This is a genomic window from Limnohabitans sp. TEGF002, from assembly GCF_055395845.1.
This window is the reverse complement of sequence record NZ_AP029224.1, coordinates 755,218-769,999: the sequence shown is the minus strand read 5'-3', so window position 1 is coordinate 769,999 and position 14,782 is coordinate 755,218. Positions and strand designations below refer to the sequence as shown.

Genomic DNA, 14,782 nt, shown 5'->3' with positions numbered 1-14,782 from the left:
TAAAGGGGGGGCTTCAGGCGGGCGATTGTAGCGATAAGAACGATCAAAAAATGTCGCGCAACTTATTAAAGACAAGTTCAAGCCCACCGCCAGACTGGCCAGCCGTCGTGGACAGGCGCCTCAAACCAGACACTGCTCCAAGCCTTGGAGCAAGATATCTTTGGGTAAATCGATGCCAATGAATACCATTTTGCTCGTTTTGACCTCACCGTCCGCCCACATAGGGCCCAAATCGCTGCCCATGAGCTGGTGCACGCCTTGGAAAATCACCTTGCGCTCGGTGCCACGCATGTTCAACACGCCTTTGTAACGGAGCATGCGGGGGCCGTAAATATTGACAATAGCGCCCAAGAAGTCTTCCAGCTTGGCCGGATCAAAGGCTTTGTCCGAGCGGAAAACAAAACTTTTGACATCGTCATCGTGGTGATGGTGGTGGCCCTGCTCGTGGGCGTGCGAGGGATGGTCGCAGTGCTCACCGTGCTCATGGTCATGTGCGTGGTCGTGTTGGTGAGAGGGGTGATCGCAATGCTCGCCATGCGCGTGGTCATGGTCGTGGGCATCGTCCTTCAAAAAGTCCGGGTCGATGTCGAGTTTGGCGTTCAGGTTGAAGCCCTTGAGGTCGAACACCTCAGACAAGGCCACCTCGCCAAAGTGCACCACCTTTTGCGGCGCACGCGGGTTCATGTGTTTCAGGCGGTGCTGCAAGGCGTCCAGCTCCTGGGGCGAGACCAGGTCGGCCTTGCTGATGAAGATCTGGTCGGCAAAGCCCACCTGACGACGCGCTTCTTGGCGGTCGTTCAGTTGCTGTGCCGCGTGCTTGGCGTCCACTAGGGTCAGGATGGAGTCGAGCAAAAAGGTCTCGGCGATCTCGTCGTCCATGAAAAAAGTCTGCGCCACCGGGCCGGGGTCGGCCAAGCCTGTGGTCTCGATCACGATGCGGTCGAAGTTCAACAAGCCTTTGCGGCGCTTGGCGGCCAGCAGTTGCAAGGTCACACGCAGGTCTTCGCGGATGGTGCAGCAGATGCAGCCGTTGCTCATCTGGATGATCTGCTCGTCGGTGTCCGAGACCAAGATGTCGTTGTCGATGTTTTCCTCGCCGAACTCGTTTTCAATCACAGCGATTTTTTGGCCATGGGCCTCGGTCAGCACGCGCTTGAGCAGTGTGGTTTTGCCCGAGCCCAAAAAGCCGGTCAGGATGGTGGTGGGGATCAGGGACATGGCGCGGTTCCAGTTCAGGACAAGACAACAAGAGTTGGGGAGTGTAGCGACGAATTCAAGCTCGGCATGAGCCCTGCGGGGATGGCCTCACAAGGCATTTGCAGCGCAGGCCCCAGCCTCATTTGCGCTTGGCGCGAGGATGGGCCGCATCGTAGGTTTTGGCCAAGTGCTGAAAATCCAGCCGTGTGTAAACCTGGGTGGTGCTGATGTTGGCGTGCCCCAGTAATTCTTGTACGGCCCGCAAGTCGCCGCTGGACTGAAGCACATGGCTGGCAAACGAGTGGCGCAGCATGTGCGGGTGCACCGGGGTGGCCAAGCCCGCCAGCAGGCTGCGGCGCTTGAGGCGCTGCGCCACACCGCGCGGCGTCAGGCGCGTGCCTTGGCGGCCGGGAAACAGTGCCAACGCCAAAGGGGATGCCCCTTTGGCAGGCTGCGTCAGCATGCCCGTCAACTGTGGCCGCACGGCCAGCCAGTGGGTCAGCGCCTCGATGGCAGATCGCCCCAACGGCACGGTGCGGCGCTTGCTGCCTTTGCCCTGCACTTGCACCTCGGCGTTTTGCAGGTCGATCCAGCCGCGCCCTGCACGCGCCGCTTCGGTGCTGGCCACCACGTCCAGCCCGGTCAGCTCGGCAATCCGCAGGCCGCAGCCGTAGAGCAACTCCACCATGGCCGCATCGCGGGCTTCGAGCCAGGGATCGTCGTTGTCTTCTTCGTGCTCGGCCAGTTGCACGGCTTCGTCCACGCCCAGCGCTTTGGGAAGGGGCTTGGCCACACGCGGGGCCCGCACATCGGCCACCGGGTTGTGCGGGATCAAACCCTCGCGCCCCAGCCAGGTGTAAAACCCGCGCCAGCCCGACAAGATGAGCGCAATGCCCCGCCCGCTGCGTCCGGCGCTGTGCATCTGCGCCACCCAGCGGCGCACATGGCCGCTTTGCACCTGCAGCAAAGGCACACCCGATGCCGCTGCCATGTCGGCCAAGCGAATCAAGTCCAGCTGGTACAGGGTGCAGGTGCGCTCGGCCAGGCGTTTTTCAAAGCGAACATGGTCCAAATAGCGGGTCACCAGCGGGTCGGTGGCCTGCTCAGCCGACATGGCTCAGGCCCGCTGATGCAGAACCGACAAGGCCGCTCCGGCCAACTCGGCCAGGCGCTCCAGCAGGTCGGTGCCCATCTGGCTGTTGAAGCGCTGGGCGTCAGGAGATGCCAGCACCAGCAAACCAAAAGCAGGTTGCCCCGGTGCCGCACGCAAAGCGAGCAGCGCCAAAGAAGCCGCCTGAGTGGGCTCATCCAGCCACTGCACGGCTTCGTAACCCGAGTTCGGTCCAACGTAAGGCGTATCCAGTGAAGTGGCCAGTACCTGCACCGCTTCGGTCACGCCCTGCGCATATGCCGCTTGGGCATGCGCATCCTGCAGCGACCACAAACGCAAAGCCACCTGCGGCACCTGAAACAATTCGCGGATGTTGTCCACAGCCGACGCAGCCAGTTGGTCCTGCGGCGTCACCAGCAGCTCGCACGACCAACGGTGCAGCTTGTCGGTCAAGATCATGTTCTCGTTGCCGTGCCGGATCATGTCCATGATGCGGTGCTCCAGACCCTTGATCTTGTCGCGCAGCATTTGCGCCTGGCGCTCTTGCAAGCCCACCGTTCGGTGGCTTTGCGGGTGGGTCAGCTGCACGGTGGCCAAGAGCGAGGCATGGCGCTCGAAAAAGTCCGGTGTGTTCACCAAATAATCGGCGATGTCGTCTTCGGTGATCGGGCTCATGGGTTCAGGCGTCGTCATGGGGAGGCTCCAAAAATTCAAAAGGTCAAAGCGAGTCAGGCACGTCGATGCTGCCCTCAAAAACAGAAGTGGCCGGACCGGTCATCAGCACCGGGCTGTCGGCTTGGCCTGCCCATTCAATGGTCAGCACACCGCCATGGGTCTGCACATCCACTCGCGAGTCCAGCCAGCCTTGGCGAATGCCCGCCACCACGGCCGCACAGGCGCCTGTACCGCAGGCCAGGGTCTCGCCCGCGCCGCGCTCGAACACTCGCAATTTGATCTGGCTGCGCGAAACGATCTGCATGAAGCCCGCATTCACCCGTTTGGGGAAAGCCGGGTGGTTTTCAATCAGCGGCCCTTGGGCCAACACAGGGAAAGTGTCCACATCGTCCACGCGCTGCACCGCGTGCGGGTTGCCCATGGACACCACCCCCACACGGGCAATGCCCAGCTCGCCCAGAGCCAAATCAAACACGGGCCAACCATTGACCTGGTCGCTGATGAGGCCCATGGGGTTAAAGGGCACACGCTCCCAGTCAAACACCGGCGCGCCCATGTTCACGGTGACGCGGCCGTCGGGGTTCATGGTGAGCGCGATCTCACCTTGCTGCACCTTCACCCGCACGGTGCTTTTGTCGGTCAGGCCCTTGTCGCGCACATAGCGTACAAAGCAGCGGGCCCCATTGCCGCAATGCTCCACCTCGCCGCCATCGGCGTTGTGGATCACGTATTCAAAATCCAGTCCTGGCGCTGGCGAAGGCCGCACGGTCAGGATCTGATCGGCCCCCACGCCAAAGTGGCGGTCGGCCAGAAAACGGTACTGGGCCGTGCTCAGCCCCAGGCGGCCTTGGGTCTCGTCGAGCACGACAAAATCGTTGCCGGCCCCTTGCATCTTGGTAAAGCGAATGTGCATGGCGGCGATTATGGCCCGGAGATGGGGCGCAAGCCGCCTGATAATGGGGCATGGCACGCACATCCCAACTCCTTTACCCCCAACGCGAACCTGCCCCTCTGCGCCCAGCGGCCACCGTGCTGCTGCTGCGTGACGGGACACAAGGCATCGAAGTGCTGATGACCCGTCGCTCCATGACGGCCAGCTTTGCGCCAGGTGCCTATGTCTTCCCCGGTGGCGGCATCGATGCCGCCGACGCCCAGGCCCACGGCATGGCGCAGCGCCGCCCCACGCAAAGCGACTTGCACCTGACGCAAGCCATTGCAGCGATTCGCGAAAGCTTTGAAGAACTGGGCATTTTGTTCGCTCGCCATGCCGATGGGCGCTGGGCAGACAACAGCGACATTGCCCACATCGACCGAAAAGCCCCTTTTGCCGCCCAATGCCAGGCACGTGGCCTCACGCTGGCAGCCGAGCAGGTCTTCGTATTGGCCCACTGGATCACCGACCGCGACCTGCCGCGCCGCTTTGACGTGCCCTTTTTGGTGGCCCGCATGCCCGAGGGCCAGACCCCGGTGGCCGACGAGTCCGAACAATTCGAACCCGTTTGGGTGCGTCCAGTTGATGCGCTAAAACGCCACGAAGCGGGTGATTTTTTCATGGTCTACCCGACCATCCGCACACTGGAGCGCCTCAAAGCCTTTGCCAGCGTGGATGCGGTGTTGCAGGCCTGCGCCGTGAATGACGAGCCGCTGTGGACCAGCTGCCCCCGTGCCGGCTGGCTCGCGGGCAACGAAGCGCGCTACATGGAGCACGAGGCCCCGTTTGGCGAGTTGGCCCTGGTCACGCCCGACGGTCAAATTCACCACCACCTGGACTGGCAAACCGACCAGCCGGTGCCACTGCTCAAAAACGTGCAGCGTCTCACAGCCCCCAACCCCGGCGTGATGACGGGCCCCGGCACCAACAGCTATTTGGTGGGCGACCCGAACACCGGCTACATCGCCATCGACCCCGGCCCGGCCGACGACGACCACCTGCAACGCATTTGGCGTGCCGCAGGCGGGCAAATCAAAGCGATCGTTTGCACCCACTCACATCCAGACCACTCACCCGGCGTGGCCCCTTTGCAGGCGCTGTGCACCCACAAGCCGCCCATCCTGGGGCTGGCCTCCAAGCCCACGGCCCGCGCCAACAGCCGCTTCACCCCCGAGCGTGAGTTGGCAGACGGCGAAAAACTGGTGCTGCAAGGCATTGGCGTGGACGGCGAGATGACCCACACCCTGCGCGTGGTGCACACCCCCGGCCATGCGGCCAACCACCTGTGCCTCATGCTCGAAGAAGACGGCCTGATGTTTTCGGGCGACCATGTGCTCAACGGCAGCACCACCGTGATCGACCCGCCCGACGGCCACATGGGCGACTATTTGGATTCGCTGGACAAACTGGCTGCAGCCTGCGTGGCCGGTGGCATCGAATTCATCTTGCCCGCGCACGGCCATGTGCTGGGTTTTGCCCACCAGGCCATCACGCACCTGAAGGCCCACCGCTTGAAGCGCGAGGCCAAAATCGCCGCCGCCATGCAGGCCCTGCCCCAAGGCAGCTTGCAAGAGTGGGTGGAAAAAGCCTACGACGACGTGCCGCCCCGCCTGTGGCCGGTGGCCGCTCGCTCGCTGCAAGCGCATGTAGACCACATCCGCGAACAAGCCCTGTCTTGATTCGCTTTGAGCATTTTTGAAAGCACCGATGATTTCCTCTGAAGAAGGCATTCGCCTGGCCAAACGCGTGGCCGCCGAGCAAAACTGCTCGCGCCGCGAAGCCGAAGCCCTGATCGTGGCCGGTGGTGTGCAGGTCGCGGGCAAAGTCGTGACCGATCCGGCCCGACGTGTGCGTGAAGAACAAACCGTGTTGGTGAACCGCCTGGTCTCCATGGCCGCACTGGCTCCCATGACCTTGGTGCTGTTCAAACCTGCGCACCGGGTGGCCAACCTGGCCTGGCTGCAAGACACCGTGGGCCTCAAAGCCCCCCAGCCGGGCATTTGGGGACCCGAGCGTCTGGCCAAAATGCAAATGCCGCTGCCGCTGGCCAAACCGGCCAGTGGGTTGTGCATTTTCACGGACGATGTGGCGGTACTGCGCCATTTGGAAGACCGCCGCAGCCCGATGGAGCAAGAGTGGATGGCGACCGTGGGCGGCGAAGTGCCCGAGGGTCTGATCAAGTCACTGAACGGCCCTGGCATTCGCACCAGCATCAACCGCCAAACCGACACCCTCACGGTGCTGCGCATCGCCGGCAAAGACATTGACGGGCTGGATCTGGGCCGCTGGCTGGACGAACAATGCCCGTTGCAAGACCTGCGCCGCCAGCGCGTGGGGCGCTTGAGCGTGGCACCACTTGAGCCGGGTCAATGGCGGCAACTTGAGGGCTATGAGCGCTTCTAGTTGATTTCCGACAAAAACACACAGGATTTACCCTTGAAATCAAACGGGCAATCCCCATTTGTGTCAAGAGTCTGAGAAAATTACTGTTCAGTCACATTTGCGTACCCCGCAGCCCGTGACCGGGGCAATCCCATGAGGGCTTGTCCAACGAATTAAGGAGCACACCATGCGTTTGAGCACCAAAAGCCGATTTGCCGTCACCGCCATGATCGACGTTGCACTGCGCGAAGACCGCGGCCCCGTGTCGCTGGCCGCCATCAGCGTGCGCCACCAAATTTCGCTGTCCTATTTGGAACAGCTGTTCAGCAAGCTGCGCCAGCAAGGCTTGGTCGAGAGCACACGCGGACCCGGCGGCGGTTATTCGCTGTCGCGCAATGCAGAAAAGATCACGATGGCCGACATCGTGGGCGCTGTGGATGCGCCATCTGACGACGAAGCCGGTGCCGATGGCAGCTGGATGAACAGCGAGCTGTGGGCCAGCCTGAACGAAAAAATGCTGACCCATCTGCAATCCATCAGCTTGCGCCAATTGGTGGCCGAACAGCGCACCAAAGGCGTCACCGTGGAGCCAGCGCCGCAGCCTGCCGTCAAGCGCGGCGTGTTTGCCAAGCCCAAAAGTGCCTTGAAGATCACGGCCCCCAATTCGGTGTTTGCGTTGGCCGGCACCCTGATGCCTTCACGCGGCTAACACACAGCGACGCAAGTCGAGACAACAAAAAACCCGCTTCGGCGGGTTTTTTGTTGTCTGGGAAAAAGTGTGAAGCCCACCGATAAGCCGGATTCTGTGCACAGCGGTTGCCCGCTGCGTGACCGCCATTACTCTGGGCCGGGGGTTGCCCACCCGGCTCGGTGCTACCTACCCGCCAACTCACCCCGCGGAACCACAGGGAGAAGGCATACGGCGAACCGCACACCCTCAGAAAGGCCTACTTGGTATTGCTGCGCGTAGAGATTGCCCGTTTCACCCGAACTCAATCGGCTCGTCTCTGTTGCTCTGATCCTCACCTCACGGTGGAGAGGTGTTACCTCCTACGCTGTCCTGTGCAGTCCGGACGTTCCTCCAGTGCTTCCTTTCGGAAATTGCACCAGCGACGGTCTGGCGAGCTTCACCAAGTGATTATCGCCTGTGGGCATCAGCTCACGCCGCAATGGGGCATTGAATTTTTGTGGAAGCGACGTCCTCGTCGCGATAATGCATCCTCAGTCCACCCACATTCGTCGGGAGGGCGCGGCTCCCACACACCACCGAGACAGGACCCCTCATGAAAGCCCACTCCATTCTCGACACCATCGGCCACACGCCCCATGTGCGCATCCAGCGCCTGTTTGGTACTGGCGCGAATGTCTGGATCAAATCCGAACGCGGTAACCCGGGAGGCTCCATCAAAGACCGCATCGCACTGGCCATGGTCGAAGACGCTGAAAAATCGGGGGCCTTGAAACCCGGCGGCACCATCGTCGAGCCCACCTCGGGCAACACCGGCATAGGCTTGGCCATGGTGGCGGCCGTCAAAGGCTACAAGCTGGTGCTGGTCATGCCCGACAGCATGAGCGTCGAGCGCCGCCGCCTGATGCTGGCCTATGGCGCGAGCTTTGACCTCACGCCCCGCGCCGAAGGCATGAAAGGCGCCATTGCCCGGGCTCAGGCCTTGGTGGCCAGCACCCCCGGCGCGTGGATGCCCCAGCAGTTTGAAAATCCGGCCAACATCGAGGTGCATGTGCGCACCACCGCGCAAGAAATTCTGGCCGACTTTCCCGGCGGCATCGACGCGCTCATCACCGGCGTGGGCACGGGCGGACACCTGACAGGCGTGGCCCGTGTGCTCAAGGCCAAGTTCCCGAATCTCCAGGTGTTCGCGGTCGAGCCTGCTGCCTCTCCGGTGATCTCGGGCGGGACACCCGCACCCCACCCGATCCAGGGCATTGGGGCCGGATTCATCCCCAAAAACCTCGACACCTCATTGCTCGACGGCGTGATCCAGGTCGATGCTGAAGCCGCCCGCGAATACGCACGCCGCTCGGCCCGCGAAGAAGGCATGCTGGTCGGCATTTCATCGGGCGCCACGCTGGCGGCCATTGCCCAAAAATTGCCCGAATTGCCTGAGGGGGCTACGGTGCTGGGCTTCAACTACGACACGGGTGAGCGTTATTTGTCAGTCGAGGGTTTCCTGCCCAACTGAGCTGCGCACGGCGATAATCATCACTTCTTGCTTGATAACCACAAGCCACAGAGACTGCCATGATCCGAATTTCAGAACTCAAACTCCCCTTGTCGGCCCTGCCGGTCGACGTGCGCCGCGCTGCCGATGCGCCCTCCGAAACCGACGAAGACCGGTTGCCCACGCCGCACCCCATCGATGCGTTGCGCCAACTGGCGGCGCAAGCACTGGGCATCAGCGCCGCCGACATCACCACACTCAACGTCTTCAAACGCAGCTTTGACGCCCGCAAGGCCGACTTGCTGGCGGTCTACATCGTGGACCTGTCGCTGGCCGATGCGCAGACTGAAGCCGCCTTGCTGCACAAGTTCGAACAAAACCCGCACATCCAAGCCACACCCGACATGGCGTGGCACCCGCCCTGCCAAGCCCCAGCCAGTTTTGGCGCTGCACAAGGCGAGCGGCCTGTGGTGGTTGGCTTTGGTCCTTGCGGCATGTTCGCCGCCCTGGCCTTGGCGCAGATGGGCTTTCGGCCCATCGTGCTGGAGCGCGGCAAGCCCGTGCGCGAGCGCACCAAAGACACCTGGGGCCTCTGGCGCAAAAAGGTGCTCAACCCCGAGAGCAATGTGCAGTTTGGCGAAGGCGGTGCAGGCACATTCAGTGACGGCAAGCTCTACAGCCAGATCAAAGACCCGCGCCACTTGGGTCGCAAGGTGATGGACGAGTTCGTCAAGGCCGGTGCGCCTACCGACATCTTGTACGCGGCGCACCCGCACATCGGCACCTTCAAGCTGGTCAAGGTGGTCGAGCACATCCGCGAGCAGATCATTGCGTTGGGCGGCGAGATCCGCTTTAAGCAGCGCGTGAGCGATGTGTTGCTCGCGCCCACCGCAAATGGCCAGCAACTCACCGGCTTGCAGGTACAAGACCTACGCACGGGCGAACACCACACCCTGCACACGCACCACGCCGTCATGGCCCTGGGCCACAGTTCGCGCGACACCTTTGTCATGCTGCACCGCCGGGGCGTGGCCATGCAGGCCAAAGCGTTTTCGATTGGCGTGCGCATCGAGCACCCACAAAGCGTGATCGACCAAGCCCGTTGGGGTCGCCACGCTGGCCACCCGCTGCTGGGTGCAGCCGATTACAAGCTGGTGCACCACGCGCAAAACGGCCGCGCTGTCTACAGCTTTTGCATGTGCCCCGGCGGCACGGTGGTGGCCGCCACCAGCGAGCCGGGCCGTGTGGTCACCAACGGCATGAGCCAGTACTCGCGCAACGAGCGCAATGCCAACGCAGGCATGGTGGTGGCCATCGACCCGCCCGATTACCCGCTGGACACCGCCGCCTGGCAAGCCGCCTTTGGTGAATCAGATGGCGCGCAGTTGGCGCAAGAAGCCCACGGCTTGGCCGCGCATCAACCGCCCCAAGCGCATCCACTGGCAGGCATCGTGCTGCAACGCCAACTCGAAACGCGGGCCTTTGAAGTGGGTGGCAGCAACTACGAAGCACCTGGCCAATTGGTGGGTGACTTTTTGGCGCAGCGCCCCTCCACCACTTGGGGCAGCGTGCTGCCGTCTTACAAACCCGGCGTGAAGTTGGTCGATTTGGCCGATGTGTTGCCGGGCTACGCGGTCGAAGCCATGCGCGAAGCGCTGCCCTTGTTTGGCCGCAAGATCAAGGGCTACGACATGGCGGATGCGGTGATGACTGGGGTGGAAACACGCACCTCGTCGCCCCTGCGCATTCCGCGCGGCGAGGACCACCAAAGCACCAACACCCACGGCCTGTACCCGGCGGGCGAGGGTGCCAGTTATGCGGGCGGCATTTTGTCGGCGGGCGTGGATGGCATCAAGGTGGCAGAGTCTTTGGCTCGGCACATCACGGCCCGACTCAACCCGGCTTGACCGACCTCAACTCAAAGCGGTGCGGAATTCGGGTGGGGCATGCTGGCGTGACACGTGCAGGCCTGATTCAAGAGTTGTAAAGGGTTGGTGGTGCGCAAGCAGCCATCTTTCACGATGTAGCCTTGGTCTTTGATGGCCTGCGCACCCACAGCGTCCGATGAGTTGAGCCAATCCTGCATGCCACGCGGCAGGCTCTGTAAACGCAACAACAACTCGGGCTTGGGAGATTGCGCCAAGCCATGCAGCAGCCAACTGGCCAAGCGTTGCGAGGGGCTGTGGTGCTGCGCACAAAATGACCACTGTGCCAATTGACCGATGAGGCTTTGCGCGGCCGATGTGGTGTGCCAAAGCCATGACGCAAAACGCGAGGGGTTTTGGCGCACCAAAGTCCAGTCCAACCGGTAAACATGCCCCGGCGATACCACATGCACCTGAACAGGCGCACTCTGGGCCGAAGGCAGCAGAACACAGCCGCGGTGGCCCACCAACGCCACTGCTGCCTGCATCGAATGCGTCGGCACCCAACTGATCAGGGCATCCACCGGGAAATACACCCATTCGCCGTGTTCTTCTTGCAAGGGGCCTGACGGCAAATTCAAGCGCATCACTTGTACATCATCGCCCCGGGCGCGATCACTCAGCATCGTGGCCAGCAAGGCGTTTTCAATTTTTACCATGGATAAGGGATTCACTCCGGAAGCCCTGCTGGGCATTCTGGAATTTTATGTTCTTTAACGAACACACAAGCCCTTCGCTAAATGTTCAACTCCATCTGGCCGGGGCATATACTTTCTGGACATCAAAAATCTCCCCTTCCGCTGGCCTTTTTATTCACTCGGCAACGCCTTTCGACCGCCGTGCTTTCGGGTAACTTTCAGTGACGCTCTCGACCAACGGACTCATCTTTCAACTGGCCAAGGAAGATCAGAAACAGTTGCAGAGCATCTGTCAACCGGTCGCGCTCAAGGCTGGTCAGGCATTGGGGCAATCCAGCCTGAATGACAGCCCAAGAGTCTATTTTTTGACCGGTGCCTCTGTCGCCCTGCTGGTACAAAGTCCTGAACAACAGACACTGGCTGTCGGCCTGGTTGGACAAGAAGGCGCGATTGGTCTGGGTGCCTTGCTGAGTTCAGCGCCTGGCTTTTTGCATTACCGTGTTCAGACCGGAGGCCATGCGTGGTGCGCCAACAGCCAAGAACTGGCCTTGCTGCTGCACCAAAGGCCCGGCATGCTTTGGACGGTTTCGCAATACTTGTGGCAACTGGCCGAACATGTCGCGGCGATGTCGGCCTCCATCCAATTCGACGCCATCGACACCCGACTGGCCCATTGGCTGGTGTTGTCGAGTGAGCGTGCGCAAAGCACCCGCTTGCCCTTGACCCACGAGCACCTGGCCCAAATGCTCGGGGTTCGCCGGGTCAGCATCACTCTCGCAGCAGGCGCACTCAAAGAGCGGGGCTTGATCGATTACCAAAGAGGCGTAGTCAACATCCTGCATCTGGCGGGTTTGCGCGAGGTGGCGTGGCCCCAACAAGCCCTCCCCGTCAAGCCACAGGTGTGAATCGCGGCTTCGAAAAAAAATCCCCAATTGGGGATTCGCATGTTCGGCAACGCACATAAAAACCAGGATTCACGCACTTTTACCCAGCCTGAACAAACTGGATTTTTAAAACCCAATGAATTTTTGATGGCCACAAGGCTAAACAGACACCATCTGGTTGCGAATGGCATAGCGCGTCAGATCAGCCACCTTGTGCAAACCAATCTTTCGCATGATGTTGCGGCGGTGCACCTCGACCGTGCTGGGTGCAATTTGCAGATTGCGGGCAATTTCCTTGGAAGAATACCCATCGGCAATCAGGCGCAGCACCTGCTCTTCACGACCGCCCAAGTGGCCCTTCACGACGATGTCACCCGAGCGGGCTTTGCGCACACTTTCCATCATTTCTGACGCCGCCGCTTGGCACAAATACACACGCCCCGCCGCAGCCGCACGAATCGCCAACATCAGTTCGTCCATGCTGCTGGTAGTAGAGACATAGGCTTTGGCACCCGCATCCAAGATTTCGATGATCGAGTGGCGATCCGAGTCGCTGGAAAAAGCAACCATCGTCTTGGATGGCTGGTGCTGAGCGATTTTTTGCATCAACCGCAGGCCCTGCGCGTCATTAGCCTGCATGCCGATCAGCACCACATCCGGGTCCACCTCGTCACACATGGCAGGGGTCTGCTCGCTGTTATCTGACAAACCCACCACATCCATGTCATGGTGTGTGCGCAATACGGCAGCAATGGCTTCAGACACGAATGTGTGTTTGGAAGAAAGCAAAACTCGAATGGACATATCAACATCTCCAGATGGGGGCGACAAGGCCCTGCAGTGACCAAGACAAACCATGTATTCATGGCGACCCACTGATACAACACGGCTTCGCAGCAGGTTGTTGACACAGTCTATGCGTGGGCTGTCCTGATCAATGTGCGATACGGCACAGATGAAGATGAATGAAACCAATTTTTCACCGGATCACTGAAACAAGTCTCCCCCCTTAGAAACCAAAAGATTGCTCGCAGATGCAGGGGTGGCGTTGATTTTTTCATGAATGCTCAACACCTCCTTCAAATGTTCATGCGCATTGAATACATGGTGCTTGGACAGCTTGGCATGGTGCAGCGCCGCCTTCAAAGCACCCGCCTCATGGTGCCTGCCCGCTTCCTTGTTGCGCTGGTAAGCATGGAGCAGCTCTTCGGATGCGCGCTGATAGTGCTCACCGATATGCTGTGCAAACGCATTCTCAATGAGCTGGTTTTCATGTGCCATATCCATTCCTTGTTCGACCTGTTCAAACCATTCGTGCCATCAAACCAAACCATGCTCTTGCATGTAGCGTTGCAATGACATGCGTCCTGGACAATTGAGCTTTTGGTAAATGTGGTGCAAATGCAATTTGGCCGTGCCCTCACTGATGAACAGCTTGTTGGCGATCTTTTTATTGGGCCACCCCTCGGTGACCATGCGTGCCACCGTCAATTCACGGGGTGTCAACAGGTGCGAAGCTTGGGCATTTTTCTTTTGTTGCTCCAGCAAAAGCGACATGGTCTTGACAGACAGGTCCCGATCCAGCCACTTGACCCCTTCATGCACCGACTTGATGCAGCGGGTCAGCACATGCTGAGGTTTTTCTTTGGATACCAGTCCCGGAACATCGAGGTCCATTGCACGCATGACCTCTCCGATGGGTGCACCCGTGAACACCACAGGCCGTGTTGGCAACTTCTGCACTTTGATCTCTTCGAGCAAGGCCAGGCCGTTTCTGTGCGACAAAGACAAGTCCATCACCAAGATGTGTGGCCGATGCTTCTGCACAGCGTGCAAGGCCTCATCCCCGTTCCTGACACACGACTTGACTGAAAAATCAGACGATTCTTGGAAAACATGGGTCAGGCCTTCCAGCATCACGGGATACGGATCAGCCAGCACAAGATCAATGCGCATGAGAAAAAGTCCTCTTCCTTTTTAAGGTCCTCAGCCCATGGCGGTCATCTAAATTCATGATCTGATCCTTGCATCCAGAATAGGTCACCGCAGCTTGGTGCGTGATCCTCTGAATTGGTGAGCCGCGCTACATTCAAACCAGTAATGGCAGGAAAACAGGTAACTGGGCCGGTCCAACCCACCCAGGCAACATCTTGCAAAAATCAAGAGACAATCAGGTCATGCAAGTCCCAGCCCACGACACCCCTCAACCACGCAACCCACTGCATGGACTGACCCTTGAGACCATCGTCACCCGATTGGCCGACCACTACGGCTGGGCAGAATTGGGCGTACAGATCCCGATTCGCTGCTTCACCCACGACCCGAGCGTAGGCTCCAGCCTGAAATTTCTGCGCAAAACACCTTGGGCCCGCGAGAAGGTGGAGAGCCTTTACCTGTTCATGCTGCGTGAGATCAAACGCCAACAAGCTTCAGAAACTTGAAGCCCGGTGTGACAAATCACAGACAAACGCGTCTGCCGCTTTTATCGTGAGGGCTTGTTCTTCTCTCACCTTGAAAGCGAGTTCACATGAAAGACCCTCAGACCACCATCGACAAAATGGCCACCGCAGCCGCTGACGTTTCGGCCAGTGTGCAAGAGGCAGCGCACGAGGCCAAACCCGCCTTCGAAAGGCTGGCCGAACGGCTCTCGGACAGCATCAGCGACATGGCACACCACAGTCGGGACATGGCCATCGAAACCCGAAAATTGCTGGCCCAAAAAACACATCAAGCGACCTCAACGGCCGAGCACTGCATCCAGCGTGCGCCCTTCAAATCCGTGTTCATTGCCGCAGGTGTGGGCGCAGTTGCGGCCACGCTGGCCAGCTGGCTGATGCGCCCACGCGATCGTTGAGATCT

Annotated in this window: 16 protein-coding genes and 1 other RNA gene; 8 read left to right on the top strand and 9 right to left on the bottom strand. The window is 60.2% G+C overall.

The window, feature by feature from the left end; genetic code table 11:
* Positions 1-120 precede the first annotated feature (120 nt).
* The 4 genes from ACZ5SR_RS03935 to dapF all read right to left on the bottom strand — a co-directional run bounded on the left by ACZ5SR_RS03935 (position 121) and on the right by dapF (position 3,896).
* On the bottom strand, positions 121-1,218 hold the full coding sequence (locus ACZ5SR_RS03935; protein WP_464450273.1) for a CobW family GTP-binding protein: 1,098 nt from the start codon (positions 1,216-1,218) through the stop codon (positions 121-123).
* 118 nt (positions 1,219-1,336) lie between these two features.
* A complete protein-coding gene (locus tag ACZ5SR_RS03930) occupies positions 1,337-2,311 on the bottom strand; it encodes a tyrosine recombinase XerC (protein ID WP_464450272.1) in 975 nt (324 codons plus the stop codon).
* A 3-nt stretch (positions 2,312-2,314) separates the two neighbouring features.
* Positions 2,315-3,001, bottom strand: a complete 687-nt coding sequence (locus ACZ5SR_RS03925; protein ID WP_464450271.1) for a DUF484 family protein — start codon at positions 2,999-3,001, stop codon at positions 2,315-2,317.
* A 25-nt stretch (positions 3,002-3,026) separates the two neighbouring features.
* Positions 3,027-3,896: a diaminopimelate epimerase gene (dapF, locus tag ACZ5SR_RS03920; protein ID WP_464450270.1), complete on the bottom strand. Its 870-nt coding sequence runs from the start codon at positions 3,894-3,896 to the stop codon at positions 3,027-3,029.
* A 50-nt stretch (positions 3,897-3,946) separates the two neighbouring features.
* Here dapF and ACZ5SR_RS03915 point away from each other — a divergent pair, with 50 nt between their 5' ends.
* From ACZ5SR_RS03915 to ACZ5SR_RS03905, 3 genes are all read left to right on the top strand, one after another.
* Entirely contained in the window at positions 3,947-5,593 is a 1,647-nt protein-coding gene (locus tag ACZ5SR_RS03915) for an MBL fold metallo-hydrolase (protein WP_464450269.1), read from the top strand.
* Positions 5,594-5,621: 28 nt separating this feature from the next.
* A complete protein-coding gene (locus tag ACZ5SR_RS03910; protein ID WP_464450268.1) occupies positions 5,622-6,317 on the top strand; it encodes a S4 domain-containing protein in 696 nt (231 codons plus the stop codon).
* 166 nt (positions 6,318-6,483) lie between these two features.
* Positions 6,484-7,005 (top strand): Rrf2 family transcriptional regulator, encoded by a 522-nt coding sequence (locus tag ACZ5SR_RS03905; RefSeq protein WP_090044906.1) that lies wholly within the window; start codon positions 6,484-6,486, stop codon positions 7,003-7,005.
* Between the two features lie 67 nt (positions 7,006-7,072).
* Here ACZ5SR_RS03905 and rnpB read toward each other — a convergent pair.
* An RNA gene (rnpB, locus tag ACZ5SR_RS03900) (RNase P RNA component class A) lies at positions 7,073-7,425 on the bottom strand.
* Positions 7,426-7,579: 154 nt separating this feature from the next.
* Here rnpB and cysK point away from each other — a divergent pair.
* Both cysK and ACZ5SR_RS03890 read left to right on the top strand, forming a co-directional pair.
* On the top strand, positions 7,580-8,497 hold the full coding sequence (gene cysK / locus ACZ5SR_RS03895) for a cysteine synthase A (RefSeq protein ID WP_464450267.1): 918 nt from the start codon (positions 7,580-7,582) through the stop codon (positions 8,495-8,497).
* Positions 8,498-8,556: 59 nt separating this feature from the next.
* Positions 8,557-10,383 carry an NAD(P)/FAD-dependent oxidoreductase gene (locus ACZ5SR_RS03890; RefSeq protein WP_464450266.1) on the top strand — a complete coding sequence of 609 codons (1,827 nt, stop codon included), beginning with the start codon at positions 8,557-8,559 and terminating at the stop codon, positions 10,381-10,383.
* An 11-nt stretch (positions 10,384-10,394) separates the two neighbouring features.
* Here the strand turns inward: ACZ5SR_RS03890 and ACZ5SR_RS03885 are convergent, their stop codons facing one another.
* Positions 10,395-11,060 (bottom strand): cyclic nucleotide-binding domain-containing protein, encoded by a 666-nt coding sequence (locus ACZ5SR_RS03885; protein WP_464450265.1) that lies wholly within the window; start codon positions 11,058-11,060, stop codon positions 10,395-10,397.
* A gap of 344 nt (positions 11,061-11,404) precedes the next feature.
* On the opposite strand from ACZ5SR_RS03885, the gene ACZ5SR_RS03880 reads away from it, so the two are divergent.
* Entirely contained in the window at positions 11,405-11,944 is a 540-nt protein-coding gene (locus ACZ5SR_RS03880; protein ID WP_464450264.1) for a Crp/Fnr family transcriptional regulator, read from the top strand.
* A 138-nt stretch (positions 11,945-12,082) separates the two neighbouring features.
* Here ACZ5SR_RS03880 and ACZ5SR_RS03875 read toward each other — a convergent pair whose 3' ends face one another.
* The 3 genes from ACZ5SR_RS03875 to ACZ5SR_RS03865 form a co-directional block, all read right to left on the bottom strand.
* Positions 12,083-12,727 carry a LuxR C-terminal-related transcriptional regulator gene (locus ACZ5SR_RS03875; RefSeq protein WP_464450263.1) on the bottom strand — a complete coding sequence of 215 codons (645 nt, stop codon included), beginning with the start codon at positions 12,725-12,727 and terminating at the stop codon, positions 12,083-12,085.
* A gap of 183 nt (positions 12,728-12,910) precedes the next feature.
* Complete coding sequence (locus tag ACZ5SR_RS03870) at positions 12,911-13,204, bottom strand: hypothetical protein (protein WP_464450262.1); 294 nt, start codon at positions 13,202-13,204, stop codon at positions 12,911-12,913.
* A 39-nt stretch (positions 13,205-13,243) separates the two neighbouring features.
* The gene (locus ACZ5SR_RS03865) at positions 13,244-13,879 is read right to left on the bottom strand and encodes a LuxR C-terminal-related transcriptional regulator (protein WP_464450261.1); all 636 of its coding nucleotides are present in this window, start codon (positions 13,877-13,879) and stop codon (positions 13,244-13,246) included.
* 221 nt (positions 13,880-14,100) lie between these two features.
* Here ACZ5SR_RS03865 and ACZ5SR_RS03860 point away from each other — a divergent pair, with 221 nt between their 5' ends.
* Both ACZ5SR_RS03860 and ACZ5SR_RS03855 read left to right on the top strand, forming a co-directional pair.
* Positions 14,101-14,364, top strand: coding sequence for a VF530 family protein (locus ACZ5SR_RS03860; protein ID WP_464450260.1), 264 nt, complete (start codon positions 14,101-14,103; stop codon positions 14,362-14,364).
* An 86-nt stretch (positions 14,365-14,450) separates the two neighbouring features.
* Positions 14,451-14,777, top strand: a complete 327-nt coding sequence (locus ACZ5SR_RS03855; RefSeq protein ID WP_464450259.1) for a hypothetical protein — start codon at positions 14,451-14,453, stop codon at positions 14,775-14,777.
* Positions 14,778-14,782 lie beyond the last annotated feature (5 nt).